The 26,554-nt window shown below is 47.1% G+C and carries 22 protein-coding genes and 1 pseudogene; 7 read left to right on the forward strand and 16 right to left on the reverse strand.

Annotated elements, in window-relative coordinates; translation table 11 throughout:
• Positions 1–102: 102 nt before the first annotated feature.
• Together ACLBLI_RS07410 and ACLBLI_RS07415 are read right to left on the reverse strand one after the other, a co-directional pair.
• Positions 103–558: a hypothetical protein gene (locus ACLBLI_RS07410; RefSeq protein WP_414830464.1), complete on the reverse strand. Its 456-nt coding sequence runs from the start codon at positions 556–558 to the stop codon at positions 103–105.
• Between the two features lie 220 nt (positions 559–778).
• Complete coding sequence (locus ACLBLI_RS07415) at positions 779–1,312, reverse strand: hypothetical protein (RefSeq protein ID WP_414830465.1); 534 nt, start codon at positions 1,310–1,312, stop codon at positions 779–781.
• Positions 1,313–1,650: 338 nt separating this feature from the next.
• On the opposite strand from ACLBLI_RS07415, the pseudogene ACLBLI_RS07420 reads away from it, so the two are divergent.
• Positions 1,651–2,340 (forward strand): annotated as a pseudogene (locus tag ACLBLI_RS07420) (IS110 family transposase); the annotation flags it as partial.
• Between the two features lie 22 nt (positions 2,341–2,362).
• Here the strand turns inward: ACLBLI_RS07420 and tnpC are convergent.
• From tnpC to ACLBLI_RS07490, 14 genes are all read right to left on the reverse strand, one after another.
• The gene (gene tnpC / locus ACLBLI_RS07425; RefSeq protein ID WP_414830466.1) at positions 2,363–3,868 is read right to left on the reverse strand and encodes an IS66 family transposase; all 1,506 of its coding nucleotides are present in this window, start codon (positions 3,866–3,868) and stop codon (positions 2,363–2,365) included.
• 86 nt (positions 3,869–3,954) lie between these two features.
• Positions 3,955–4,299: an IS66 family insertion sequence element accessory protein TnpB gene (tnpB, locus tag ACLBLI_RS07430; RefSeq protein ID WP_414830467.1), complete on the reverse strand. Its 345-nt coding sequence runs from the start codon at positions 4,297–4,299 to the stop codon at positions 3,955–3,957.
• 2 nt (positions 4,300–4,301) lie between these two features.
• The gene (gene tnpA / locus ACLBLI_RS07435) at positions 4,302–4,619 is read right to left on the reverse strand and encodes an IS66 family insertion sequence element accessory protein TnpA (RefSeq protein ID WP_414830468.1); all 318 of its coding nucleotides are present in this window, start codon (positions 4,617–4,619) and stop codon (positions 4,302–4,304) included.
• A gap of 328 nt (positions 4,620–4,947) precedes the next feature.
• Positions 4,948–5,499, reverse strand: a complete 552-nt coding sequence (locus ACLBLI_RS07440; RefSeq protein ID WP_218313321.1) for a hypothetical protein — start codon at positions 5,497–5,499, stop codon at positions 4,948–4,950.
• 128 nt (positions 5,500–5,627) lie between these two features.
• Positions 5,628–6,023 carry a hypothetical protein gene (locus tag ACLBLI_RS07445; protein ID WP_414830469.1) on the reverse strand — a complete coding sequence of 132 codons (396 nt, stop codon included), beginning with the start codon at positions 6,021–6,023 and terminating at the stop codon, positions 5,628–5,630.
• Positions 6,024–6,148: 125 nt separating this feature from the next.
• Positions 6,149–6,436: a hypothetical protein gene (locus ACLBLI_RS07450; RefSeq protein ID WP_414830470.1), complete on the reverse strand. Its 288-nt coding sequence runs from the start codon at positions 6,434–6,436 to the stop codon at positions 6,149–6,151.
• A 154-nt stretch (positions 6,437–6,590) separates the two neighbouring features.
• Positions 6,591–7,220: a hypothetical protein gene (locus ACLBLI_RS07455; protein WP_414830471.1), complete on the reverse strand. Its 630-nt coding sequence runs from the start codon at positions 7,218–7,220 to the stop codon at positions 6,591–6,593.
• 81 nt (positions 7,221–7,301) lie between these two features.
• Positions 7,302–7,781 (reverse strand): Imm26 family immunity protein, encoded by a 480-nt coding sequence (locus tag ACLBLI_RS07460; RefSeq protein ID WP_414830472.1) that lies wholly within the window; start codon positions 7,779–7,781, stop codon positions 7,302–7,304.
• A 494-nt stretch (positions 7,782–8,275) separates the two neighbouring features.
• A complete protein-coding gene (locus tag ACLBLI_RS07465) occupies positions 8,276–8,896 on the reverse strand; it encodes a hypothetical protein (protein ID WP_414830473.1) in 621 nt (206 codons plus the stop codon).
• 454 nt (positions 8,897–9,350) lie between these two features.
• Positions 9,351–9,758 (reverse strand): Imm44 family immunity protein, encoded by a 408-nt coding sequence (locus ACLBLI_RS07470; protein WP_414830474.1) that lies wholly within the window; start codon positions 9,756–9,758, stop codon positions 9,351–9,353.
• Between the two features lie 593 nt (positions 9,759–10,351).
• Entirely contained in the window at positions 10,352–10,777 is a 426-nt protein-coding gene (locus ACLBLI_RS07475) for a hypothetical protein (protein ID WP_414830475.1), read from the reverse strand.
• Positions 10,778–11,410: 633 nt separating this feature from the next.
• A complete protein-coding gene (locus tag ACLBLI_RS07480) occupies positions 11,411–12,217 on the reverse strand; it encodes a hypothetical protein (protein WP_414830476.1) in 807 nt (268 codons plus the stop codon).
• A gap of 76 nt (positions 12,218–12,293) precedes the next feature.
• The gene (locus ACLBLI_RS07485; protein WP_414830477.1) at positions 12,294–13,097 is read right to left on the reverse strand and encodes a hypothetical protein; all 804 of its coding nucleotides are present in this window, start codon (positions 13,095–13,097) and stop codon (positions 12,294–12,296) included.
• Positions 13,098–13,131: 34 nt separating this feature from the next.
• Complete coding sequence (locus tag ACLBLI_RS07490; RefSeq protein ID WP_414830478.1) at positions 13,132–16,512, reverse strand: sodium:solute symporter family transporter; 3,381 nt, start codon at positions 16,510–16,512, stop codon at positions 13,132–13,134.
• Positions 16,513–16,688: 176 nt separating this feature from the next.
• On the opposite strand from ACLBLI_RS07490, the gene grpE reads away from it, so the two are divergent.
• The 6 genes from grpE to ACLBLI_RS07520 all read left to right on the forward strand — a co-directional run bounded on the left by grpE (position 16,689) and on the right by ACLBLI_RS07520 (position 26,462).
• Positions 16,689–17,324, forward strand: a complete 636-nt coding sequence (gene grpE / locus ACLBLI_RS07495; RefSeq protein WP_414830479.1) for a nucleotide exchange factor GrpE — start codon at positions 16,689–16,691, stop codon at positions 17,322–17,324.
• A gap of 96 nt (positions 17,325–17,420) precedes the next feature.
• Complete coding sequence (dnaK, locus tag ACLBLI_RS07500) at positions 17,421–19,343, forward strand: molecular chaperone DnaK (RefSeq protein ID WP_414830480.1); 1,923 nt, start codon at positions 17,421–17,423, stop codon at positions 19,341–19,343.
• Between the two features lie 176 nt (positions 19,344–19,519).
• Entirely contained in the window at positions 19,520–20,650 is a 1,131-nt protein-coding gene (dnaJ, locus tag ACLBLI_RS07505; RefSeq protein ID WP_414830481.1) for a molecular chaperone DnaJ, read from the forward strand.
• Between the two features lie 174 nt (positions 20,651–20,824).
• Positions 20,825–21,301, forward strand: a complete 477-nt coding sequence (locus ACLBLI_RS07510; RefSeq protein ID WP_414830482.1) for a c-type cytochrome — start codon at positions 20,825–20,827, stop codon at positions 21,299–21,301.
• A gap of 489 nt (positions 21,302–21,790) precedes the next feature.
• The gene (locus ACLBLI_RS07515; RefSeq protein ID WP_414830483.1) at positions 21,791–24,358 is read left to right on the forward strand and encodes an EAL domain-containing protein; all 2,568 of its coding nucleotides are present in this window, start codon (positions 21,791–21,793) and stop codon (positions 24,356–24,358) included.
• Positions 24,359–24,569: 211 nt separating this feature from the next.
• Positions 24,570–26,462 carry a propionyl-CoA synthetase gene (locus ACLBLI_RS07520; RefSeq protein WP_414830484.1) on the forward strand — a complete coding sequence of 631 codons (1,893 nt, stop codon included), beginning with the start codon at positions 24,570–24,572 and terminating at the stop codon, positions 26,460–26,462.
• The last annotated feature ends 92 nt before the right edge of the window (positions 26,463–26,554 follow it).

Here is a 26,554-nt window from a genome sequence, read left to right on the forward strand (position 1 = left end):
TCCGAATAATGGGGAAAAAGTACGCAGGTTATAATACTGAGCGAAGCGACGGGAGCCAGCGTGTTAGTGTCCAGGTGTGCCTGGGCACACGCTGTTATTTTTTTATGCACGATTGAAAACCCGTTCGGTGAGCTTGGCTAAACCATAACTTAATGCGCCAGCAACTGCGCTAAGCCAAATGGCATGAATTGGAATAAAGACAATAGCCAATGCCGAAGTCGAAGAGGTGTGCTCAGACGTAAAAAGCGAATGTTGCATACCCCAGTAACCCCAAAGATGGAAAAGGGAGATGGTGGCAAGTGAGCAGTAAAGCGCAATTTTTCCGATTGTAGAGCTTTTAAGGCTGGAAAAAAGAGCAATCGCGGAAAGCAATATATAGGGAACAATTCTGAAGGAAGCTGAAAACAAAAAACTTTCTAAAGTGAAATACTGAGTGGCTCGTTCAAAGCCAGGTTGAGGAGCGTATCCGCCGACAATAACAGCTAATAGCCATTCAACTGTTGTCTCATTGATCAAGAGAAAAGACAGAAACACCAAAATCCAAAACAACAATCTCATATCGAATTCCTTTTCGTGTATTACGGGCAAACTACGTAGGCTATAATACTGAGTGAATCGAAGAAAGCCTACGTTTAAGTCCCAAACGAGCGCAGTAAGCACCATCAGTGTTTGTTAGCATGCAGCGTCAATTATCCTGAAGATACTGGGTAGCGGCATAATCGCGACGCGCCTCTGAGTTGCTGCTCCAGTGATCGCAGGTGACGAGTCTAGCGCCCTGTTAGCCGTCTTGCCCAAAATCGACCTCGGTGTCTTCGATAAGTGTAAAATAGCCGTCTTTTTCTTCGAGTTGAAGCGCAATTGAAATATATACAGATTGACCTTTTTGGGGCTCCTCGTTAAAGCCTGCGCCAATTGAGAAAGACACTTTTCCTTGTGCTTCTTGTGATAGTAAATTTTGCGTTTCCTTGAAGTTGTTAACTGCGAGCTCTGAAAGCTTAAATGTGTATTCAGTTTTTGCAGGCTCAGATAAAAAGAAGCCCTCTTGCGCAGCTATCTTATCCCGTTTTTCGAGAACGAGCGGGAACGTGAAATGCCTGAGCCCCTTTTCATTTTCCAAGCTGAGACTCAGATTAATCTTTTCCAATTTTAGCGTGAAAGGTTCTGATAACCTTATTTTTGAACGTATTTGAAGGGGGTCTAAAATAACAAAGCTTTGTTCGTCAAAGTTACGATATTTAAGCATGGTCGAGATAGGAATGCTCGAGCAGCCATATAAAAAAAGAATTATAAAAACTAAAAATAACTTTCTCATTATCTCTCCATGATAGACGGCTAACATCCACATAACGGGCAATAACACGTTGGCTAAAATACAGAACGACGTGACGGGAGCTTACGTGTTAGTGCCCCGGTGACCTGGTTTGTATGGATAATTCTTCCCTAAATTCCCCACAACTTTTCAAAGATGGGTAAAGTGAGGCCCAGACTTTGGCTGCAACCAAAGTTGGCTGTGTGGTAGTTCGATGACTTGCAGGCTCCTCAATTGAGAGACCGATAACAAACATGAACGCCACGCAGTGCTCCAAGCAACATACTCGAATAGTCGACTGGGCCCCGAGCTCGCATTTAGCAAACCAGAGTTAGCTTATTATGAATAAAACCGAAGCGCAAAACATTAACGCCGGCGTTGATACCGGTAAAGATTTCCTTGATATTCATGTTCGTCCACTCGATGAATACTTTAAAGTTAGCAACGATAAAAAGGGGATTTCAGAAGCAATAAAACGATTGAAAAAGTTAAATCCTGATCGTGTCGTCATTGAGGCAACTGGTCGTTACGAAGTGGCTTTTATCACTGCTTGTGCGACTGCCAATATACCTTTTAGCGTAGTGAACCCTGTTCATATAAAGCGTTTTGCAGGTGCCATCGGCCGTAAAGCAAAAACGGATAAATTAGATGCGGCATTGATTGCCCATTTTAGTGAAGTAATACAACCGCCCCTGTCCGAGCTGAAGCCAGAGAATATGCAGCAAGTGGCTGATGTAGTGGCACGCAGGAGTCAGCTTCTTGAGATGCAGACTCGTGAGAAAAACCGGCTTCAAATTATGCCCATAAACGTTCATCCCAGCATCAAAGCCTTGCTCTTGGTGTTAAAAAAGCAAATTCAAAAAATGGACGATGAACTGGCTAAACTCATTGAAAGCTGCCCGGAATTTAAAGCGAAAAGTGACCTCGTTCAAAGTATGCCGGGAATAGGCAAAGTCTCCGCCGCGGCGCTAATTAGTTACCTACCAGAGCTTGGGTTAATGAGCAGTAAAGAAGTAGCAGCATTGGTTGGTGGTAAGCGTCCGGTAATCCCACCTATTGTTTAGCAAACTGCCATGGTAGTAGCCGCTCGATATCGGCTTCGGGTTTGCTGAGCTGCTCCAGGCAGTCCATGACATACTCGAAGACGTTTAGGTCATTAGCTTTCGCTGTTTCAATGATGCTGTAGAGGATGGCGCTGGCATTGGCACCGGTGGCGGTCTGGCTGAACAGCCAGTTTTTTCTGCCAATGACGAACGGTTTAATGGCTCGCTCTGCGCGGTTGTTGTCGATGGCGAGATGGCCATCGAGTGTATAACGAGTCAGCTTATGCCATTGATTAAGGCAGTATTGTATTGCCTCTCCGAGTTTTGTTTTCGGTAGCACCTGTTGTGCTGATTTTATCAGCCAGGTTTCAAGCTGATTCAGCAGCGGCAGGCTTTTTTCCTGTCGTTGTGTGTAGCGGGTTGCTGCGGTTTCTTCCTTTAACTGCGTCTCGACACGGTAAAGTTTCTGGATGTGGTTCAGTGCCCAGTCGGCTTTGCCACTGCCTTTACTGCCAGCGCCTTTTTTCGCTTCCATGAACTTCCGTCTCGCATGAGCCCAGCAGCCGACTAAGGTGGCCTGCGTTTGTTCGTAGCCCTGATAGCCATCCACTTGCAGATAGCCGCTATAACCATCAAGGAAGTCTACGGCACATCGCCCGGCACGGCTATTGTGATAATCGTACAGCACGATATTGGATATCACCGAGCCGGTGATGGTCGCTTGCGGTGAATCTGCACCGGCGGCATACAACCACATGTAACTGGCCGCTTTGTCAGAATCGACAACCTTCAGGGTGGTTTCATCCGCCTGGATAACCGGTTGTTGTAGCAGATGCTGATGAAGCTGATCATAAAGCGGCTTAAATAACTCAGCGCAACGGATTATCCAGTCTGCCATGGTCTTACGGCTGAGTTCGATGCCATGCTGTTTGAACATAGCTTCCTGCCGGTAAAGTGGCAGACCATACTGGTATTTGCTGGTGATTATCTGACTCAACAGGCTCGGCGTTGCATAACCTTTGGGGATAACGCTATGTGGTACCGGCGCTTGTTTGACCGTGTTGATGATACCCTCTTTTTCGCAAGTACGACACGCATACTTCGGACGTACATGCTCAATCACTTTGACCTGAGCCGGAATGAACTGGAGTTTCTCAGACTTATCTTCGCCGATGCAGTGCAGCGCGCCAGCGCAGCAATCACAGACTTTATCTTCATCAGGGATATCGTGGACGATGACTTCACGCAGTAAGTCCTCAGGCAGTGGTTTGCGCTTAGGTTTACTGCGTGTGTAACTGATGGTTTCCTGCTCTGGCGTTTCAACATCGGCAACCAGTTCTTCCGCCTCATTAAACAGCTCACCCTGACCAGGGTGGCCTTCGGTGCTTTTACCAAACTGTCTTTGCTGTGCGATGCGGAACTGCTCTTCCAGATATTGATAACGCGCCATTACCTGCGACAACATTTTTTTCAATGTCGCCGGGTCGTCTGGTAAATTCTCGATATCAATATTCATGACATAATTATCACGCAATAACGTATTGATTGCCCGATATTATTCAGACTATTTCGTGATCGATAAATGCTGTTTATGATCACCGGTTATAAGCCGGAAGCCTTGTAATTCAATGGCGAGTGGCCTATCACATCAAAGCCCGACAACAACCACTGCAACTGCTGCTCACTCAGGTGCATGTGCTGTAGTTCAGTGTCTGATGGCCATTTGAAGCGATGCTTCTCCAGGCGCTTATACCACAGGGCAAACCCGGTTTTATCCCAGTACAGCACCTTCAACTTATCCCGCTTTTTATTACAGAAGACAAACAGCGCATCCCGGAACGGGTTCAATTCCATCTGCTGTTCCACCACGACAATCAGGCCGTTGATGGACTTACGGAAGTCGACATTATCCAGATAAAGATAAATGTCAGAAGGTTCAACAAACATCCTCATTCGTTCAGCGCCATCATCAGGTTGGCCAACCACTGGGGACTTACATTGGCCGGTAACCGCAACGTCGAAGCAGCGTATTCCAACGAGAGAGACTGACTGTCATCATCAACACGGGACTCGAAGGTGGTGACTTCGCGCTTAACATGAACAAATTTATTACTGGTTCGCTGAAGACGGATGTCACTGCGTCTGGCATAAAAAGTCTGGATATTAATCTGGTGTTGGCGGCAAAACACCACCGCTGACAACCCGCTTTGTTCCTGACGCTCAAAAAGTTCCAGCCAGGTATTTACGTCTCGTCGTTGATATCGCATGTGTGTTCTCCTTTGTGGAAGAACACCATGCAGTAGCTATGTCAGTTTTTGAATGTGGGGATTACCGGACGCTTACAATTAATATAGTCGCAACCGGATATCCAAAGAACGACGCAAAGCTATCTGCAAAGTTTCCATAGTAAATAATAAGGGCAATAAAAGTAGTGCCACAAAGAAAAATTGCTCTTATTAATAGTTCCTTTTTAGTCACATCTTTCCCTTGGCGTATAACTTTTAAATAAGGGGCGCAGGCATGTGGGGCATAATGGCGAAGCCGCCCCGCATGTATGCGTCCCAGCCCGCGCAGTGGGCGTACTTAATTTTTTTGTTAGATGGCATTAGCCGCAAAAATTCGAAGCTCACTTTCGTAGCCTTGCAAGTCGAAGTTCGTAGAACACTTATTCATAAAACCATGAAAGTAAGGCACCTGTCTAATTTTGGTTCTTTGTGTGGCGTGCAATTCTGAGATTAATTGTGATACTGAAAAGTGTTTCTCTGTTTTTGGGAAAACAAGAGTAACCGGAAATAATGGAACAACTTTTCGGTTGTTTCTTATTTGAGACCCGTAAAAGCATATAGCTTTGTTTATATGCGAAGGCCCGAAACTTCCTGAGAGGTTCCAAATGGCAGCAGCACCAATGCTAAAACCCACGAGGTTTACAGAATAATCCAATTTGGTTAGCGAGTTAATCAAATGCTTGCTGTAATTTTCTAAGCCAATATTAGAGGAGAAATACTCATATGCATCACTTTCAGTGTGAAACATCTTATTTTGACCGTCATACGGGTCAACAATGATGTGGTTCTTACAGATGGCATTTGCCAATTCTTCAAGAGCGGGAGTTTTACCAAAGATATCCGTAACAACTACAGTAGTCACTTTAATTTCCGTGCCATCTAACACCCGCATAAAGGGCGATAACACATGGGCTAAAATAGGAACGAAGTGACGCAGCCCATGTGTTAGCGTCCCAGCGAGCTTGCGAGCGATTTAATGCGTTTGTTATATCAATTTTGCAAATCTGCACGCATTGCTTTTAAAAGAGGGGCTTTCGCATTTAAATAGCTTTGATGCTCTATTGAATCCTTTTTCAGATGTGAAAATACCCTCGATATTTCAACGCTGGTTTCCTCACTTGATATTATAAGAGCTGAATACATTTCCCCAACACACAGACTTGGATCATGAGGACTTGCAAGCATTGCTTTATCTGCGGCCTCTAAAAACTTGGCGTAGTGAACTCTCCGCTCTTTTTTTAACTCTAGCTGCTGATTTCCCAAAATATCTAGAGACTTCAATTTTATTTGGTTATTAGAGCGCTTTGATTCTAAGAAATAGTTGGCAATTTGCGTTATTACTACACTGCCTAAAGCACCTATTAATGTATAAATCGCGGTATCCAAAAAACCTCCTTTTGATATAACGGCTCGCATAACGGGCAAATATACGTAGGCTAAAATACCGAGCAGAGCGAGGGGAGCCTAAGTGTATTTGTCCCCCGCGAGCGAAGCGAGTGTTTATGCGTTTGTTAGGTGTCATGTTTAGACAACCTTTGAATCGCTTCTGGGTCTTTTGAGATCTGGCGCTCTATTATGTTTAACAACGACTGTTCAGATACGCCCGTCACCCCAAACCAAATGTATCCTACTAACAACATGGCAAACATCGGCGCCATTAGTGGTAGGAAACTTGTAATACCTAACTTGTCGTAGAATGGGAATGCAAAAACAAAGAGCAGTAAAAATATGGAAGCGACCTTAGCCATAGCCATACCTTTTTTCGCTTTCAGGTAGTCCTTTATATCTGAGCTTTCCATTTCAATTGTTCCTTAGAAATATGGACGACACCTAACACCCAGCTTTGGGGCGCAAATACGTAGGCTAAAATATGGAGCGAAGCGAAAGGAGCCTACGTGTTTGTGTCCCAGCGAACGCAGTGAGCGACAATAGTTGTTTGTTAGAATGCGGGCATCAATTATCCTGAAGATACTGATTCAACCTCTGTAAATTGTACTTAATTAACATTTTTTCAACGTAAGATAAGCTATCATTCTGGAGTTGGGCGCTCTTCAATTCTAAAGAGTTTGCAGAGACTTCTACATATTTATGCAGGTCTAATGTCTCGAACTCTTCGTACACGCTGAGTAATTTTCTATCGCTGACTTCAATGTTTTCTATTCTCCAGGATAGTCCCTCTCGTTTAACACTAAATTCAATATTACTTAGTGAGATTTCGCCTTGACTCTCAAAGCTAACTTCAACAGAAACATAGTCTTTTGAGCTAAAAGGTGTCCAGTACTTTTTCAAGTCAGCCACGTATTCAATACTACTGAAATCCTTTAACTCCAGAGCTTTCATAAGAGCGAGCAGGAATAAAAAGTTTTGATCTTCACAAGACAGTTTTCGTTTAGCTTTTGTTGAATTGCTGAAGCTTAGGGTTATGCATTTTTCCGCTACCGAGCCTGCTTTTACACTTTCTAAATAACCTTCAACTAACTCTTTAGCTCTGTGGTTTTCTCCCATGACGCTGACAATTACGAGTATCGTTACGATTGGAAGCAGACCAAAAAATTTCAACAAAAGTTTACTTCGAGACTTCATAAATTCCTTTTAGCATTCTAACACCCAACTTTGTGTTCCAGCGAACGCAGTGAGCGCCAATAGTTGTTTGTTAGGTGACGTTTAACTGGCCTCGATGATGGGAATGTCGAGCTTTTCACTTACCAATTCATCAAGTACGAGATAGTTGCTTAAACCCCATATACCCACTAACCCCTTGGCATTGGGAATTTCATCTCCGTCAGCATTGAGATATTTTTTAAATAGAACATCAAAGTAACAATATTTTGTCGATATTTGAACAACAGGCTTATTATCAACAACTGGCATATATCCACGAGAAAAACCCAAGCGATTAATAAACAAAGGGGCCAACATTAATTCATTAGAAGTCAAATCGATTACCTTGTCAGATTCGCTAAACACTGCATCGAATACGTAAACTTTTATGCAGTTTTCAAAACCACCTGCTTTCCCAGTCAAAGAGACGATCTGACCAAAGACATATCTATTATCAGGATACTTGAGCCTAAATAAATCCCCCACTTTAAGCTTTTTTCGATAAGTCTTTTGTACTTCCATGTTTGTTTCAGGTAAAGCCATCAAGTCACCTAACGCCCAACTTTGGGGCGCAAATACGTAGGCTAAAATCAGGAGCGAAGCGACGGGAGCCTACGTGTTTGTGTCCCAGCGAACGCAGTGAGCGCCAATAGTTGTTTGTTATGTGTAAGCTACCCACCACCGCTCTGTTGCTGATTGGTATATGTATCCCTGTCCACCAAAAGCCCAGAGTAATCTGCGTATAGAAAGCAAGCAGCAACCAGAAAACCACTGATGCAAGCATTACGTAGGTTGTGTGGGTAAATTTTAAATTCCCTAAGAAGAGATATTACTATACCAAGCACGCTTCCAAACAGCACAATCATCGACACAATAGTCAGCAAAAGTACGGCAATACCTATCATGTTCTCAATCATTCTTATTGCACATAACACCCCGCTTAGGGGCAAAAATACGTGGGCTATAATATCGAGCGAAGCGAGGACAGCCCACGTGTTTTTGTCCCAGCACGCCCCGCGTGCGTCTACAGCGGTTTGTTATGCGTGAATTGCTCGCAGCTCACTTACCACACCTTTATATTTCTTGCCAACCAAACCAAGACTTTGATGGAAGCGAAAACCCGACTTTTTAATTTTTGCAGCGTCGAAGGCCATGCGCGCATGCTCAGCCGCCAACGCATTGCTACCTATTTCTGCGGCAATAATTGCCTTTGCAGCATGCCACCGAAAATGATCAACTGGAAACATTAATCGCTTCTGATGTTCATCTAGGACTTCGTTGGCAGACGGATATAATTTAGTAAGCTTATTCTCTACAATAAGCAGTGGATAGAGAATATATGCATCCGTTTTTAGATTTGGAAATGCCGACTCTCGCTCTAAGGCCTTACCATAAGAGTTGATTGCATTCGCAATTTCACCTTTAGCGATATATGCAGTTGCCATATCACAGTAAGCCTGAGCATGATCAAACTCATCGTTTAGCTCGAAGTATTGCTCTAGTAATGAAAGTGCAACATCAGGCTCTGTACCGGCAATGGTACAAGCCTGGATTCGCAAATACTGTTCTTTTCGGCGAGCACGCTTAAGCTTCTCGAAGAACTTGTTTTCAATTTCTTCGCTCCACTCTTCGTTCCTATACCAATCTTCGCTACTCACTCGGCGCTTCCTTCACGCATAACACCCAAATAAGGGGCAATAATGCGTAGGCTAGACTGCGAACGAAGTGAGTTGAGCCTGCGTATTATTGTCCCAGTGCGCCTTGGCGCACGTCTTAATTTGATTGTTATACGCAAACCAAAAGCAGATTGCCAGCATGGTTAAAGAACTTGGAATAAGAGAACAGCGTAGCTGACCGAAGTTATGGTGCGCGAACCTTGTTTGACCCGGAAGACACCGCTGCTTTTTTGCTGAGAGTTGCCGAAAGACGTTGAGAAAAGCTAGGCGCAGAAGCAATTAAAATAATTGAAAAAGGGTTGGCGCATAACGCTAAGCTTTGGGGCGCAGACACGTAGGGCAAAATAGCGAAGCGGCCCTGCGTGTTTGCGTCCCAGCGACCGAAGGGAGTGCCAATAGCGTATTGTTAGGTGACTTGCTGATAAAACCACAAGGTTCAGAAGCATTTGTCAAACCTACTGAGAATGTCTCTTTTGAGACTTGCATGATCAAAGTCCTTTTTGGCTCTAGTGCTAAGAATATCTATAGCAGTAATTATGTTGTCAATTAATAAGCTGATTCTTTGTTCATCGTTTCCATTTAAAAAGTCTTTGTAACTTATTCTAAGGCGGAAATCTGATGAGTGAGTAGCCCGCCTAAATAGTTTTCTTTCCTTATACCAACCTTGTTTTTCCATTTCTTCTGGTATGTCGACAATGATTGGAATGATGTTTAGTTCATTTACCTCACTTCCGTAATCTCTTTCACTAAGGAAGTCTTCGAGCTTTAGTTGGACAACAGACGATGCTTTTTGAAATTGTTTGCTTACCGACTCATCAATTTCTCCACTTAAGACAAACTTCATCAAAATTCCCTTTGTCGCCTAACGCTGAGCTTTGGGGCGCAGGCACGTAGGGCATAATAGCGAAGCGGCCCTGCGTGTATGCGTCCCAACGACCGAAGGGAGTGCCAATAGCGTATTGTTAGGTGCACGCATTTGATACAACCATTGTGTAGAGGTACCCCATATATAAGGTTAATAGGAAGTGTATTGCGTTTATAACGTAAAAGCCGTATTTGTTCTGGCTTTTTCTAATAACGGTTAATTTTAGTAATGCGCAATTATATTTCAAACCTGTAAACATCAACGAAAACGCAATGCTAGTGGCGGCGATTGAAATGCTAAAGAACAGGAGATAGTTACCACTTAAAGCTAAATTACATTTTGCGGTAACTAATTGAATGATTAGTAAAATCAAGGATGTCGCGGATAAACAGCCAAAAGCTCTAACAAAAACCTTGAAGAACTTCTTCGCAATTTCCTTTCTGAATAACAAATCATCCATGCTTCTTGGCACCTAACGCCCCAAGCAGGGGCAAGTACATGCAGGCTAAAATACGGAACGAAGTGACGGGAGCCTGCATGTAATTGTCCCGCTGACTTGGTTTGTTAGGTGCCTACTCCCGTGCCCCTAGAAGTACATTCTGAATGTCGTTGATGTTTCTGACCAATGTACTTCCAGAGTCGGTACGCATGATTGAGACCATTTTTGTAAATGCTTTCCTTTGCTCGCTGGTAGCCATAGCGGCTCCTAGAACTTCAAAAGCTGAGAAAGCCTCAATTGCTTCATTTGAACCATAAAGGCAAATTCTGGCTTTTGCATCTCCTGTGCGAGCGAAAATATCCTTTTGCTCCTGACTTCCTATTTTGGGTCTAAGTTGCGCCTGTTCACAAACACACTTTAAATAGTCCATGTAAGCTTTCGATTTTAGTTCTCTGGAATGACGCTGATTTTCAATATGACGAGTAAAAAAGTATTGAAGTATGGCACCGATAATTACGCCTGAAAACGCAAGTAAACCTACAGCTAATTTCATATCCATGAGTTCAAATTTCCTATTGGCACCTAACACCCACATAAGGGGCAGTAACACGTGGGCTACAATCCGAGCGAAGCGACAGAGCCCACGTGTTACTGTCCCAGCGAGCCTGCGAGCGGCTTAATGTGATTGTTATGTTCTGGGCACTTAAGCTAACTATTTCCGCTTTTACCAAACGTAAAACCGCAGTTACGGCACGTATTATTGGGTAGCTTAAATTGCTTTAAAGAAAGTACCACCTGATTCCTTTTGCAATGAGGGCAGAAGTAGTTGAGCGTATTAATTAGTAAAGCAATAGCAGAAACAAAACTGCCTAGATAGAACGGATTGGCATAAAATTTCACGCTAGGCACAGTAAGCTGAAAGCCCAGGATACAGACAATTAAAACAATAAACCAAATCTTAAATATTTTACTTTTACTCAATTCGCAAAGCCTACCTAGAGAACATAACAACTTACTAGATCCCAAAACGGTGCAAATTCACGGCCCACTTTGGGGTATTTAATTTCCATGTATGTCCGAGATTACGCTATAAGCTCCCGAAATAAAACACGAAACCCAAAATGGTGTTTTTAACCGAAAGGAGAAATACACCAAACCGCCGTGTTGCACGAAGTGGTGTATTTCGTGCAGATTATGCTTTTGTTTTGCTGCGATTAACAAAAATAATACTGGTTGCAATCATCAGCAGTAAAAACGTTGCAGGGGCGGGAACTCTCGTGGCTTCAAACCGGGTTAGCTCAAAGTTTACGGTAGAGTCAAAAAGGGTGGTGAAGCCATTTTCCTGATTATAAATCGACTCATAGTAGTTCAGGCTTCCGCCTCCCAGACGTTCGGTGTTGTCGCTCAAATCATCGTCTTCCCATGTGAACACCTGCTCAAAGTCAGGCGGAATTTCTATAGGAATAGTGTTCTGTTCGGGAAACTGTAGGAAGTCCCGAACATAATCTATAAACCAGGCGTCAAGTTCCCATGAAGCGTTACGCACGCCAACCGGCGTGTCTTCTGTAAAACTGGCTCTGTCAGTAAAATGTACGCCGTCGCCAACCGGGCCCCCGTCGAAATCCGGTCCGTTTGTCATTGAAATATACTCATCGGGATTGTATTGGTCGTATTCGGCGTTATATGTGCCTTCATTGTTCAGTGAATATGTAGTACCGCCAAACGAAATGTAAGAGGTGAGAACCGGAGGGGCATTGTCGTTTACCCACCACCAGTACCATCCTGTTTCCAGCCGCCCTCCAATGGGGGCCGAGGTATCCAGAGTAAACGTACCTTCAACGGTCATACCGTCAAGGGTTTGCTCGTTCCAGTAAGACTGGTTGTTATTGCTAACGTCATTGATGATCCCGGTAAAGCTGAAAGACATCATTGAAGCGGTACTTGGGAAAGTAAAAGAAGTAAAAAAGAGAAACAGCAGAATAAGAAAATAGTGGCGCATAATAGCTCCTGGCACGCGAGTGCGTGGGTCTGTGGAGCTATTTTTACGTCAGTCGAAGGATCCGGATTAACAGAAATTAATTCGTCCGATACATCCAGATGCCATTATTCAAGTTCACCGCACTCTGCACCTGCTTGCCACCGCTGAATTGCTCAGGCATGTCAGTTTCTGACTCCGCAGGAACATACAAACCCGTTTCGTTATCCGCAATTCCATCAAGGATATAGCGTGTCGCAGAAGCCTGCTGCACCACTGCGATAATATTGGCATTCCGTAACTTGGTAATCAGGCGACGCGCCTCCAGTAACGTTTCCTGATCCGCGTCTGGCAGTTTCTCTACAGTGGTCAATGTGAACTCAGTACAGGGGAAATACTGTCCTTCACAACGATAGATTTCAACAGAGTTAAGGTTAACCACCCACTGGTTAAAGCGATAAGCATTCTCTCCCCACGCAGACAACACGTAATCTGAGCCCAGCGCATTCACTTCGCGTCCTAACACGGGTAATAGCTGGGCAATGGTTAGCGCATTTTGTACCAGAGAGGTTTGGTGCGGTTTATCAAACCAGGTGTTAATTAACGTCGACAACGTTTGCTTATCCAGTTTGGCGGCAGAACCGACAGCCCCGAAAAAGAAGTTTTTGCGGGAAGATGCTTCATCCGCGGTGAGGCCATCATCCTGAATCACTAAATCCAGCGGGCCATAAGGTTGTATCAGTTCTTTAAAAAGTGCCGTGTCGCTTTTTACCGAAGTTGCTGTTGGCTTTACACTGCGCAACGCGTCATCCAGTGCAGGAGAGGATATGTCATCCATATTTTGTGCAAGCAAAACCGAACTGAAAAGAGCAAGCAGGGCCAGTGAGATGGCTCGGAAAAACATAATGTGTCCTTATTGATTACAGGTTATAGCGGCGTTAACCGTCTTTCATTGCCAGAAACCGCGCTTCACGTTTTAACAGCCGCTTCAAAGCAGCGGGTTTAACCGGTTTCGGCAAGTACAGCAGCCGCGCCTCAAGGGCTTCGTCACGAATGCCGTCACTGCGGTTCGCGGTATTCAGTATACCTGGTACCAGCACTTGCCATTTCTCCCGCAGCGAGTTAGCAACATCAATACCGGTTTCACCATGATCCAGATGATAATCAACCAGCATTAAATCAGGGGGCGACGGACATCGTGCCAGCGCCTGCGCATAGGTGCCGGCCGCCACCACTGTAGCGCCCCAGTCTTCAAGTAGCGTTGTCATCGCGTGGGTAATTTGCTGATCGTTTTCCAGCAGCAATACCTGTTTTCCCGCTAACACGGCTGCGGTCGGCTCTTTCACCGTTACAGACCGCAGGGTTTCACGCTGAAGCGCACGCTCACAGCGGGGCAGGGTAACATAAAAAACGGTGCCTCTGCCCATGGCAGATTTCAGGTGTACCTGATGCTTCAGTAAATGGCTGATCCTTTCAACAATGGTCAGCCCCAGCCCCAGGCCCTGATTATTGTTATCACTATCGAGCTGATGGAACTCGTTAAAAATTTCGTGCTGCTGATTCTCCGGGATCCCCGGGCCGGTGTCATAAACACAAAGCGCCACCTGCTCGCTACCCACTCGCCGGGCACCAATCAGTACGCCGCCAGAAGGGGTATAGCGGATCGCATTCGACAACAGATTCTGAGCAATACGGCGCAGCAGCTTTTTGTCGGACTTCACAATCAGGTTGGTCTTTTGGTAGCGCAGAGATAATCCTTCTTTGTCGGCAATAACAGAGAATTCCCGCACCAGTGAACTTAAAATATCGTCCAGGCAAAACTGCGAAATTTGTGAGGTCAGAATGCCAGATTCCAACTTGGTCATATCCAGTAACATCGACAGCAGGCTTTCGGCGCTGTTCAGCGAATTCACCAACCCTTCCGTCAGCGTCGCCTGATCTGTGCCTGCACTTTTCTGTGCCAGCATAGAAGCAAATAACGTGGCGGCATTGAAAGGCTGCATCAAATCATGGCCTGCAGCGGCCAGAAACTTGGTTTTACTTTCATTGGCGCGATCAGCCTCCAGCTTGGCATCGTGCAACTCTTCTGTACGCCGCCGTACGCGGTCCTCCAGTTCGGCTTTTGCCTGTTCAAGCTCATCCTGAATAGCAATGTACTCAGTAATATCGCTGTAGGTGGTTACATAGCCGCCACCGGGGAGGGGACTGCCGTTTAGTTCAACCACCCGGCCGTCTGGTTGTTTGCGCACATATTTATACCGGCTACCATTACGCATGTACTCGATGCGTTTGCTGATCTCCTGTTCAAAATCTTCCACTTTACCCAACAGGCCGCGCTCGGCGTTGTATTTCAGCAACTCTTCTATGGGAAGTCCGGTTTTCAAATAACCCCGTGGATAGTTAAACAGCTCTACATAGCGTTCATTCCACGCCAGCATACACAACTTGTCATCCAGAACGCTTATTCCCTGTTCGATATTTTGCACCGACGATTGCAATACTTCGTGATTGAACTGAAAGGACTGCGAGGCCTCCTCAACCCACTCGACTAACTCAGGCAGCGAGTCTTGCGTGGTATCGGCAATCGCACTTAATAAAATACGGGCGCTGGGGTTTCCCACCTGTACAGCAATCAGTTTTTCTACCCGCAACAGCAGCGAACTACTGGCGTAGCCGCCGCGTTGCTTGTCAATATCTACCGACAACTGATTGATCAGCGCGCGATTCACTTCTGGCTCCAGCACTTTGGCCGTCAATGCCATTAAATCGCTGATGCGCACCGCCAGATCCGGCTTACCAGCGATGGTGGTTTCTATTTCTTCCGGGTTTTGTCCCGATGCGGGGGTTACCAGAGCAACAGCAATGAAAACCGCGCAGTTCACTAACAGCGAGTATGCAAAGCCCAGCCCTAATTCACCGTCGGTGGGGGCCGGGTTGAAGTAGTAGCTGGACATAATACTGGGATAAAGCAACCACATCAGCCAGCAGATAAAGCCGGCGAGTAACGCACATTGGGCAGCCTGCTTTGTGGCCCGCTTCCAGTACACGCCGAACATCAGGATGGGGAAGGCCTGTGCGAGCAGGGCAATAGCAATGATCCCACTTTTAACCAGAGGGGCAGACTGGCTCACATTCAGGTGATACCAGAACGCCACCGACAGCACGACCAGCACAGTAAGACGGCGAATGGTCAGAATGTTTTTCGCCTTCATTGAGTTTTGCGGATCCTGCTTTAGTACCACTTTTAGCCACAACGGCGTGATCAGGTTGTTCGCTATCATAATGCCAAGTGCCAGCGTCGCCACAATTACCATGGATGTGGTTGCCGACAACCCACCAATAAAGGCGGTAACCGACACGGCAATATTTTCGGCCTGAAGTGGCAGGGCCAGCACGTAAGAGTCTGACTTTACAGCGGTGTCCAGAAGAATGTTGCCGGCCAGCGCAATGGGCAGAATAAATACCGTCATGCCCAGCAGATAAAGCGGAAATAACCAGCGAGCCGTGCGAAGTTCGCCTTCGCCATTTAATTCGATAAAATTCATGTGAAACTGGCGGGGTAAAACAAACATCGAGCACACGCCCAGCATCACGTGACTGATATACACCCAAATTCCGGCATCAGCGTACAATACCTCTCGGGCTTCAGGGTGAAGACTGGCTTGTGATACCACGTCAAAAATACCGTCAAACAGGCTGTAGCAAACAAATATGCCCACTACCCAAAGCGCAATGAGTTTAATCAGCGACTCGGCCGCAATGGTTAACAATAATCCCGGATGTTTGTCTGTCAGGTTCAGCGTTCGCGTGCCAAATAAAATGGCGAATAAGGCCATCAACGCAGCTACATAGAACCCTACCGTGCCGCTGCTGTCCTGCGTATTGGGAGTGATCAGGTTGATGCTTTCAGTAATGGCATCCAGTTGCAGAGCAATATAAGGAATAACCCCAATAAAGCTTAACAGCGTTATTAACCCTGCCAGCACGTGTGAATGCTGATAGCGAAGACCAATTAAATCGGCCAGGGAACTGACGTTATGCCGCTGACACAGCCTGGCGATGCGCAGCACTACCGGAAAGGCAAATGCCATGGTTAACATGATACCGGCATAGGTCGGCACAACGGCCCAGCCATATTGTGAGGCTTGTGTGGTGGTGCCAAAAAAGGCCCAAGAAGTACAATGAACACCCAGCCCCAGACTGTACAAAACCGGGTGCTGCTGATTATCGCGCAGACGCTTATCGCCCCAGAACGCCAGTAAAAACAGCAGTCCGAGATAAATTGCCACAATGCAGCCAACAGTCCAGATACTTAGCATGGAGTTTATTATGTAGGTGAAACAACGTCTTAACCTACCATATCCGGACACCTGAGAGGATATTTTGTGCGCCGACCATAAAAAAATTGTGGATACACTTGAAGGCTGTCAAACCAACCCCATTAATAGCCCAACGTATTTTTTGCCCCAATTATCGCAACTTTCTGGAGGTAGGCATGAGCGAACCGCGCGACGTGCAGGAGCAACAAGAAGAGCAGAACGCGCAGCAACCTGAACCACAGGCTGCAGAAGCGACTCAGGAGCAGGACGCTGCACCGGCGAACGAAGATGCGCCGGTAGATGAAAATGCCCAGCGCATTTATGAGTTAGAAACCGCACTGTCTGAAGCACAGGCAACCATTAAAGAGCAACAGGACGCGGTATTGCGTGCCCGTGCTGAAATGGAAAATGCCCGTCGCCGAGCAGAAGGTGAAGTAGAAAAGGCCCGCAAGTTTGCGCTTGAGCGCTTTGCAGGCGAACTACTGCCGGTAGTCGACAACTTAGAGCGCGCAATTGAAGTGGGCGATGCTGAGAACGAGGCAGTGAAACCACTGCTGGAAGGCGTGGAGATGACGCGCAAAACGTTTATCAGTTCAATTGAGAAGTTCGGACTGGCGGTGGTTGATCCACAGGGCGAAAGCTTTAATCCGGATCTGCATCAGGCGATGTCTATGCAGGAAAGTGCCGAGCACGAACCGAATACTGTCATGGCAGTAATGCAAAAAGGTTACACGTTAAATGGCCGTTTGCTGCGACCTGCTATGGTGATGGTGTCACGCGCACCGAGCGATGGGGTAGATACCCAAGCTTAAGAAAGTCAGAAGTTTTTTTCTGACAGGTATTGAAATACGTGGGAAATAACCCCACAAAAATAGCAAGAATTCAAAAAGACTTTTCGGAGACACGTAATGGGTAGAATCATTGGTATCGATTTAGGTACAACAAATTCATGTGTCGCAGTTCTAGACGGCGACAAACCGCGAGTAATTGAGAACGCGGAAGGTGACCGCACCACGCCATCAATTATCGCTTACACTAACGACGGCGAAACACTGGTAGGGCAATCTGCTAAGCGTCAGGCTGTCACTAACCCAACTAACACTTTGTTTGCCATCAAGCGACTGATTGGTCGTCGTTTTGAAGACAAAGAAGTACAGCGCGACATCGACATCATGCCTTATAAAATTGTTAAGGCCGACAATGGTGACGCGTGGGTAGAAGCCAAAGGCGAGAAAATGGCGCCTCCACAGGTTTCTGCTGAAGTACTGAAGAAAATGAAAAAGACCGCTGAAGATTATCTGGGTGAAGAAGTCACAGGCGCAGTTATTACTGTACCTGCGTACTTCAACGACTCTCAGCGTCAGGCAACAAAAGACGCCGGTCGTATCGCAGGTCTGGAAGTAAAACGTATTATCAACGAGCCAACAGCTGCTGCCCTTGCCTACGGCATGGACAAGAAGAAAGGCGATAACGTGGTTGCGGTTTATGACTTAGGTGGTGGTACGTTCGATATCTCTATCATCGAAATCGATGAAGTTGATGGCGAGCACACGTTCGAAGTACTGGCAACCAACGGTGATACGCACTTAGGTGGTGAAGACTTCGATAACCGCATGATCACGTATCTGGTAGACGAGTTTAAGAAAGATCAGGGCATTGACCTGCGTAAAGATCCGCTGGCCATGCAACGTCTGAAAGAAGCCGGTGAGAAAGCGAAAATTGAACTGTCTTCTTCACAGCAAACTGAGGTGAACCTGCCGTACATTACTGCTGATTCTTCAGGTCCTAAGCACCTGGCAATCAAAGTAACCCGTGCGAAGCTGGAATCTCTGGTTGAAGATATGGTGAAAAACTCACTGAACCCAGTGAAGCAGGCGCTTGCTGATGCTGACCTGTCAGTAAACGATATTCACGATATCATTCTGGTAGGTGGTCAGACGCGTATGCCTCTGGTTCAGAAGTACGTTACTGAGTTCTTCGGTAAAGAGCCACGCAAAGACGTGAACCCTGACGAAGCGGTTGCTGTAGGTGCGGCTATCCAGGGTGGTGTATTGTCTGGCGACGTGAAAGATGTACTGCTGCTGGACGTTACGCCTCTGTCTCTGGGTATCGAAACCATGGGCGGCGTGATGACCGTGCTAATCGAGAAGAACACGACAATTCCTTCGAAGAAGTCGCAAACCTTCTCAACCGCAGAAGACAATCAGTCGGCGGTAACGGTTCATGTACTGCAGGGTGAGCGTAAACAGGCGCAGGGCAACAAGTCACTGGGTCAGTTTAACTTAGAAGGTATTCGTCCGGCGGCACGTGGTGTTCCGCAAATCGAAGTGGCCTTTGATATTGATGCTGACGGTATCCTGCACGTATCTGCGAAAGACAAAGATACGGGTAAAGAGCAGAAGATCACCATTAAAGCGTCTTCAGGCTTAAGCGATGAAGAAGTGGAAAAAATGGTAGCTGACGCGGAAGCGAACAAAGAAGCAGATAAGAAATTTGAAGATCTGATTCAGGCTCGCAACCAAGCAGACGGCATGATCCACGCTACACGCAAACAGCTTGATGAAGTTGGCGATGCGCTGTCTGCCGAAGACAAAGCGCCAATCGAAGAAGCACTGTCTGCACTGGAAACGGCTGTGAAAGGCGAAGATAAAGAAGAAATCGAAGCCAAGACACAAGAGCTTATCCAGGCATCCAGCAAGCTGATGGAAGCCGCACAGGCCCAGCAAGCTGCAGGTGGTGAAGGCGACGCGCAGGCGAAAGATGCAGGCAAAGCTGACGACGACGTTGTTGACGCTGAATTTGAAGAAGTGAAAGACGACGATAAGAAGTAAGCTGTTGCACTTGCCCGGCCAGCCGAAGGCTGAATACCGGGCACCATAAGCAGTTCAGGCGCAACAGGGATAACTTGTTGCGCCTTTTGTTGTGTAAAAAGATGCATAACGGTTAGCAGTATTATTCGCAGGGCAGCAACGCTCTAGCGAACAGATTAGTAGGAAAAGTAAGCGATATGTCGAAACGTGACTACTACGAAGTGCTAGGGGTAGATAAAAGCGCTGGCGAACGCGAAATTAAAAAAGCGTATAAAAAGCTGGCGATGAAATACCACCCTGATCGCACCCAAGGCGATAAAGCGCTGGAAGATAAATTTAAGGAAATCCAGGAAGCCTACGAGATCCTGACTGATTCGCAGAAACGTGCGGCGTATGATCAGTATGGTCATGCCGGCGTGGATCCAAATCGTGGCGGCGCAGGCTTCGGTGGTGGTGCCGATTTTGGCGATATCTTTGGCGATGTGTTTGGCGATATCTTTGGTGGGGGCCGTGGTGGTCGCCAGTCAAGAGCGCGCCAGGGCGCAGATTTGCGTTATAACCTGGAGTTGTCATTAGAAGAAGCCGTGCGCGGTAAGGACGTGGATATCCGCGTGCCCACGCTGGTGGAATGTGACAAGTGTGATGGTTCAGGTGCCAAAGCGGGCTCTAAACCCACAACCTGCCCAACCTGTCATGGTAACGGTCAGGTACAGATGCGTCAGGGCTTCTTTGCGGTGCAGCAAACCTGTCCAACCTGTTCGGGCAAAGGCCAGATCATCAGCGACCCGTGCACCAAGTGTCGTGGTCAGGGCCGCGTAGAGAAAACCAAAACGCTGAATGTGAAAATTCCTGCAGGTGTAGACACTGGTGACCGCATTCGTCTGTCAGGCGAAGGGGAAGCTGGCGAAGCCGGAGCACCGCCAGGAGATTTATATGTTCAGGTTCACGTGCGCGAACACAAAATTTTCGCCCGTGACGGTAACAACCTTTACTGCGAAGTGCCGCTGAGCTTCACCACTGCCGCATTAGGTGGCGAGCTGGAAGTACCCACGCTGGATGGCAAGGTGAAACTGAAGATTGGCCCGGAAACGCAAACCGGCAAAATGTTCCGTCTGCGTGGTAAGGGTGTGAAATCAGTTCGTACCGGCGCCATGGGCGACCTGATGTGTAAGGTTGTGGTAGAAACACCGGTAAACCTGTCTTCACGTCAGAAAGAACTCTTAAAAGAGCTTGAGGAGTCTATGGGCAAAGAAACCGCCAAGCATAGCCCCAAAGCGCAGGGGTTCTTCGACGGAGTGAAGAAATTCTTCGACGACCTCACCAACTAAGCATTGAGCCCTCCTTAAGGAGGGCTTAATCTATTTATGAGCATGAAAATCAGTAACCTACGCTGATGTGGCTTTCTGGCTCGTACCCGCAGGGATCTGGAGTCGATATACAAACGTATCTTTTCAGACTTTGTAAACAAACGGAAATGTGACAAGACCGGAGAATCTTTCCCAATGACTTTCAAATATATAAAAACGCTGGCAGGCGCAGCACTACTTAGCACAGTGGCAGGTTCTGCACTGGCGGAAGAAGCGGTATCCCAGAAACATGCAGAAGCTGCAGTGGAATATCGTCAGTCTCTGTATCAGCTGGTAAGAAGCAATATGGGACCATTAGGCGGCATGGCAAAAGGAGCTATTCCGTATGATGAAGAGGTCATAATGACGAACGCTGTGCGTCTTGAACAGCTGGCCGATATGATGGTGGACTACCTCTCAGTAGATACCCGCAAGTTTGACGTAAAGACAGATGCCCGAGATGCTATCTGGGAAAACTTCTCTGACGTGGAAAAGAAGGTCGCTGCGTTGAAGACTGCATCGGCGAATTTGCAAAGCGTAGTGGAAGCCGGGGATGAAAGTGCGTATCGCGATGCTATCGGTAATGTTGGTGCGTCGTGCAAGTCCTGCCACGATGATTATAAAAAAGATTAGTGATAAAGTCGCAGGATAAAACGCCGCATTTGCGGCGTTTTTTGTTGCTGTCTGACACTCAGCATTTATACATAGGTTACTGTGTTAGTTCTATACTACGCCGCCGTTAACTCTGACACCGTAGTGGCACAACACGGTGCCGTAGCTGTGTAAACAAACCAGCAACCTCGATGCAAATCATTGTTAACAAACATTTTCTTTAGCCTGATGCTTTTTGCGGGCTTGCGCTATGAATCTACCTGATTATCAGGTGAACTAACCGAATTGCGCTGGAAAAACCGGTTCGTGATTGCTACCCTCGCGGCAATTGGTAATGCTCGCCTCAAAACAGACTGGAATTCAGGGCAGGAGCAGCGAGTAGCAATGGCTTAAACCGTCATCGTTTACTACGCTTATTGTGTTGCATCGTAGCGCGATGAATCACACTTTCAGGACACTGACCGCGGTCATTTTTCATTCACAAGGTAGGTTTCGTAAGGAGAGCGATACGTGAATCTGTCATACAGTTTGCAGTCGTATCTTCCCGACGGACGGGATGATGTGATGTCTGGCATTCTGGATGATGCCCGGAAAAATACTGGTGCGTCTTTGGTTTTACTGCTGGCAACGCATCATCAGACACAACGTGCACCCGTCATGGCATATTCCTGTGATACGCCGCTGGCAGATGATGCGCTTGTTGGGTTGCCTGGCCACTGCCAGACGTTATTATCGCTTACCACAATCACAGCTCCACTATCCGGCGATGATTTTATCTGGCCGGCCTCGCTTTCTGACTGCCGGTCAGACTGGATCGTATTAACGCGAATCACCGATGCGCAAGACTATGTCACCGGCACGTTGCTATTTGTTTTCTCGCGCAAAACCTTATCAGCAATAGAGTCCGCGTATATAGACATCGCCCGTCAACGTTTGTCACTTGATATTCAGTCTCGTCTGGCCCGCCATCCATATGCAGACCGGCTGACGGAAAAAGTCCAGCTACTTGATGAAATCGGCCTGATTTCCAAAACCGGGGGCTGGGAATATAACGTTGAATGTGGGCGTATTACCTGGACGGCGGAAACCTACCGGTTATTTGGTGTGGAAAATACCACGGATATCACCGTACATCGGGCGTTGGCAAACTTTCCGAAGGAGGTTCGCAACGATGTACGAAACGCATTAAATGAGACTGTAGAAAAAGGCTCGCCGTTTAGTCTTGAGCTTCCGTTTTACGATGCTTCGCACAGCGCACGCTGGGTGAAAGTGACCGGACGGGCGAACATGTCAGCTGGCAAAGTAAACCGGGTTTACGGCTCTATTCAGGATATCACTGAGCAGCGCCGGTTGTCGGACACCGAGCACAATTACACCACCTACCTTGCCGCTATTCTGGATAATCTCAATGACGCGGTACTCACCATTGATGAAAGCGGCACGGTGATAACGGCCAACGAGGCCGTCGACAACATTTTCGGGATCAGTGCGGATGATCTGGTGGGGCAGGACGTCACGGTATTGATGCCGGAAAATGAAGCTAAACATCATGCATCATACGTGCAGAGTTATCTGGAAACCGGTAAAGCTAATATCATCGGCTTTGGTCGTGAACTGGTAGCAATGCATCGTTCAGGGCGTAAGTTTCCTATTGAGTTGTCATTATCTGAAGTCACGCTGGATGGGCAACGGCGCGTTGTGGGAATTGTTCGCGACATTACCGAGCGCAAAGAGGCCACCGATCATATCCTCAAAGTGGCTTATTATGATGATATTACCAGCCTGCCGAATATGAAGTCCTTCGAGAAGGATTTGCGTGCATTGATTGAGCGTGCTGACAGTAACAATCACGATATCTATTGCTGCCTGCTCAATTTGGATAATTTTTCTCAGTATAACCTTTCGTTCGGAAAAGCGACCGGTGACTATATTTTGCAGGTGATTGCAGGTCGGCTAAGGCGAAATCTCTCGTCACGCTTCAACGTGTATCGGGGAGTGGCTGATCAGTTTATCATTCTGCATGCCGAGCCTGTGTTGGAGACGGATAAAACAATCACCGAAATGCTCAATACGATGGAGTGGATGCTATATAACGATGTGTTAAGTGAAATGACACTTCATGGTCACTCCCACGTTGTTACGTCGTCAATTTCTTCCGCACATATCCATGGTAGTACGGCAAGCTACGAAAAAGTCATAGGCATTCTTGAGTTCGGTAAGAAGCGCGCCAAGGCACAGGGGCATGGTGGTCGCGTGTCTCTGGAACGCTCGGCATTTGAAGATTATGAGCGTCACAACTACATCAGTCAGTCATTTAACCGGGCACTCACCGACAACGAATTTTATCTGGTATTGCAGCCACAATACGATGGGAAGGGAGGCGTCGTTAGTTCGGAAGCGTTGCTGCGGTGGAATCACTGTGCAATCGGAGCTATCAGTCCCGCGGAATTCATTCCCATCGCGGAAGAGAGTGACGCTGTGGTAGAAATTGGCTACTGGGTAGTCAACGAAGCTTGCAAACTATTGCATGAATGCCGTCAACAAGGTTTGCCTACCCGTATCGCAGTGAATATTAGTGGGCGTCATATTGCCCGCGCTGACTTCAGTGACCGGTTACTGGAAACCACGCGCCAGTGGGGCGTATCACCGCACGAACTGGTTATGGAGATTACGGAAACTACGCTGGTTAAAAGTATTGATTTGGTGCGCAAGCGCATCGAAAAACTGTCAAATCTGGGCTTTGCATTTTCAATTGATGATTTTGGAACCGGATATTCCAGTCTGAGCTACCTCAAAGAGTTACCTATATCTGAGTTAAAAATCGATCGTTACTTCGTTGATGAAATTAATTTCAGTGGCGAAGATGTGCCTATTGTCGACACTATTGTCGAAATGGCCAGCGCCATGAAAATAAGAACCGTGGCCGAGGGCATCGAAAATGAAATTCAGATGAGCTACCTGAAAAAGCGCGGTTGTGATATTTTTCAGGGCTTTTTTCTGGCCCGGCCAATGCCCGTGGAAAAATGGCTCGAACTGCTTAAAAATCAAAAGTCTAATGATAATTCCAGTGCAAAATAATTGCTCTTGGCCGCTGGCTGATGCTGTCACTGTAGTGTCAGTTCTGACCTGTTGAATCCCTCTTCTAATAAAAAGTAGTCTATTCAATGGTATAGCTGATCTACGCCTTAAGTCTTATCTGTATTGTCGACATTTTTGTTTTAATGTGTAAAGACTCAAAAATGTCAGAGCTGACGACACTCTGTACCCTACAAGAAAAGTGAGCCGAACCATGACTTATGCAGAAGAATACCGCCAATCGATTCAGGAATCAGAGAAGTTCTGGGCTGATAAAGCATCTCGTCTTGCCTGGTTTACCCCGCCGCAAACGATCTTAGCGAAAGACGATCATGGTATTGACCGCTGGTTCAGCGACGGCGAGATGAATACAGCGTATATGGCCCTGGACTATCATGTAGAAAATGGTCGTGCTGATCAGGTGGCAATAATCTATGACTCGCCGGTAGCGCAACGCAAGCAGCAATATACCTATTTGCAGCTGCGCGATGCCGTTGCGATCTTTGCAGGAGCGCTGCGAGATAAGGGCGTAGAGAAAGGCGACAGAGTGGTGATTTATATGCCAATGATCCCTGAAGCCGTGATTGCAATGTTAGCCGTAGCGCGTCTTGGCGCTATCCACTCCGTGGTATTCGGGGGTTTTGCGCCGCATGAGCTCGCAGTTCGAATCGAAGATGCCGAGCCTAAAGTCATGATCACAGCATCTTGCGGAATTGAAGTGACAAAGGTGATTGACTATAAGCCGCTTGTCGATGAGGCTATCTCCCTTTCATCTCATAAACCAGATTGCTGTATTGTGTATCAACGGGAGCAGGCCAGGGCAGCACTTGAGCCCTCACGTGATCTGGACTGGAACGACGCGATGGCGGCGGAGCCTGCCGACTGTGTACCGGTTAAAGCGACTGACCCACTTTATATTCTTTATACCTCTGGCACGACCGGGAAACCCAAGGGCGTGGTTCGTGACAACGGTGGGCATGCCGTGGCGCTGAAATATTCGATGGATGCCGTCTATAATATGCGCCCCGGTGACGTGTTTTGGGCCGCCTCTGATGTGGGGTGGGTTGTAGGGCATTCCTATATTGTGTACGGACCGTTACTACACGGCTGCACAACAGTGGTATATGAAGGTAAGCCAGTGCGGACGCCGGATAGCGGTGCGTTCTGGCGTATGATTGAAGAATATAATATCAAGGCGCTGTTTGCCGCCCCAACCGCATTTCGCGCTATCAGAAAAGAGGATCCTGACGCATTACAACTGGCGAACTATGACATCGGTTCGCTGGAAACCATTTTTATGGCCGGTGAACGCTTAGATCCGCCGACCTACCTGTGGACGGTGGAAAAAACAGGGCGACCCGTTGTCGATCACTGGTGGCAAACAGAGACGGGATGGGCAATTTGCGCGAATCCAACGGGTATTGAAACCATGAAACCAAAGCCGGGCTCCTCCACGTTACCTACACCCGGATTTAACGTGCAGATACTGGATGCACAAAGTAACGAACTCCCCCCGGGAGAACAGGGGGCTATTGCATTAAAGCAACCGCTACCACCCGGCTGTCTGCCTACTATATGGGGAGATGTTGATCGTTTTAAAGCCAGCTATTTACGTGACTTTCCAGGCTACTATTGCTCCGGTGACGGGGGATACAAAGACGACGACGGCTATGTATTTATCATGGGACGTACTGACGATGTGATAAATGTGGCTGGCCACCGCCTTTCAACCGGTGAAATGGAAGAGATTTTAGCAGCACACAATGCGGTAGCAGAATGCAGTGTAATAGGGGTGCATGATAGCCTGAAAGGACAGGTGCCTGTCGGGTTAGTGTTGCTAAAGGACGGCACAGACATCGACGAGGAGGTATTGCAGTCTGAACTGGTTTCCATGGTGAGAAAGGAGATAGGTCCAATTGCCTGCTTTCAACGTGCTGTCGTTGTACCACGTCTGCCTAAAACCCGCTCAGGAAAGATTTTGCGTAAGCTGTTGCGCCAGATTGCGGCAGATCAGGATGTGATGGTGCCCTCTACCATAGATGATCCTGCCAGCGTATCCGAGATTCAGGATATTATGAAAACGCAGGGGCTGGTGAACCCGGGGTGACCAATGTTGCAAGCGAGAGTCATGTGACAAACGCTTTTGTAAGCCCCCACTGGCCCGCACTTTGAGGTCATACATCGAAGTCTACGTGAGCC

This window comes from Alteromonas sp. H39, assembly GCF_047556435.1.
Taxonomy (GTDB): Bacteria; Pseudomonadota; Gammaproteobacteria; order Enterobacterales; family Alteromonadaceae; genus Alteromonas.

Excerpts from the sequence above, each read along its gene's own strand:
- ACLBLI_RS07410 (WP_414830464.1), bottom strand. The coding sequence starts at position 558 with ATGAGATTGTTGTTTTGGATTTTGGTGTTTCTGTCTTTTCTCTTGATC.
- ACLBLI_RS07415 (WP_414830465.1), bottom strand. The coding sequence starts at position 1,312 with ATGAGAAAGTTATTTTTAGTTTTTATAATTCTTTTTTTATATGGCTGC.
- tnpC (WP_414830466.1), bottom strand. The coding sequence starts at position 3,868 with ATGAATATTGATATCGAGAATTTACCAGACGACCCGGCGACATTGAAA.
- tnpB (WP_414830467.1), bottom strand. The coding sequence starts at position 4,299 with ATGTTTGTTGAACCTTCTGACATTTATCTTTATCTGGATAATGTCGAC.
- tnpA (WP_414830468.1), bottom strand. The coding sequence starts at position 4,619 with ATGCGATATCAACGACGAGACGTAAATACCTGGCTGGAACTTTTTGAG.
- ACLBLI_RS07450 (WP_414830470.1), bottom strand. The coding sequence starts at position 6,436 with ATGGAAAGCTCAGATATAAAGGACTACCTGAAAGCGAAAAAAGGTATG.
- ACLBLI_RS07455 (WP_414830471.1), bottom strand. The coding sequence starts at position 7,220 with ATGAAGTCTCGAAGTAAACTTTTGTTGAAATTTTTTGGTCTGCTTCCA.
- ACLBLI_RS07460 (WP_414830472.1), bottom strand. The coding sequence starts at position 7,781 with ATGGCTTTACCTGAAACAAACATGGAAGTACAAAAGACTTATCGAAAA.
- ACLBLI_RS07470 (WP_414830474.1), bottom strand. The coding sequence starts at position 9,758 with ATGAAGTTTGTCTTAAGTGGAGAAATTGATGAGTCGGTAAGCAAACAA.
- ACLBLI_RS07475 (WP_414830475.1), bottom strand. The coding sequence starts at position 10,777 with ATGGATATGAAATTAGCTGTAGGTTTACTTGCGTTTTCAGGCGTAATT.
- ACLBLI_RS07480 (WP_414830476.1), bottom strand. The coding sequence starts at position 12,217 with ATGCGCCACTATTTTCTTATTCTGCTGTTTCTCTTTTTTACTTCTTTT.
- ACLBLI_RS07485 (WP_414830477.1), bottom strand. The coding sequence starts at position 13,097 with ATGTTTTTCCGAGCCATCTCACTGGCCCTGCTTGCTCTTTTCAGTTCG.
- ACLBLI_RS07490 (WP_414830478.1), bottom strand. The coding sequence starts at position 16,512 with ATGCTAAGTATCTGGACTGTTGGCTGCATTGTGGCAATTTATCTCGGA.
- grpE (WP_414830479.1), top strand. The coding sequence starts at position 16,689 with ATGAGCGAACCGCGCGACGTGCAGGAGCAACAAGAAGAGCAGAACGCG.
- dnaK (WP_414830480.1), top strand. The coding sequence starts at position 17,421 with ATGGGTAGAATCATTGGTATCGATTTAGGTACAACAAATTCATGTGTC.
- dnaJ (WP_414830481.1), top strand. The coding sequence starts at position 19,520 with ATGTCGAAACGTGACTACTACGAAGTGCTAGGGGTAGATAAAAGCGCT.
- ACLBLI_RS07510 (WP_414830482.1), top strand. The coding sequence starts at position 20,825 with ATGACTTTCAAATATATAAAAACGCTGGCAGGCGCAGCACTACTTAGC.
- ACLBLI_RS07520 (WP_414830484.1), top strand. The coding sequence starts at position 24,570 with ATGACTTATGCAGAAGAATACCGCCAATCGATTCAGGAATCAGAGAAG.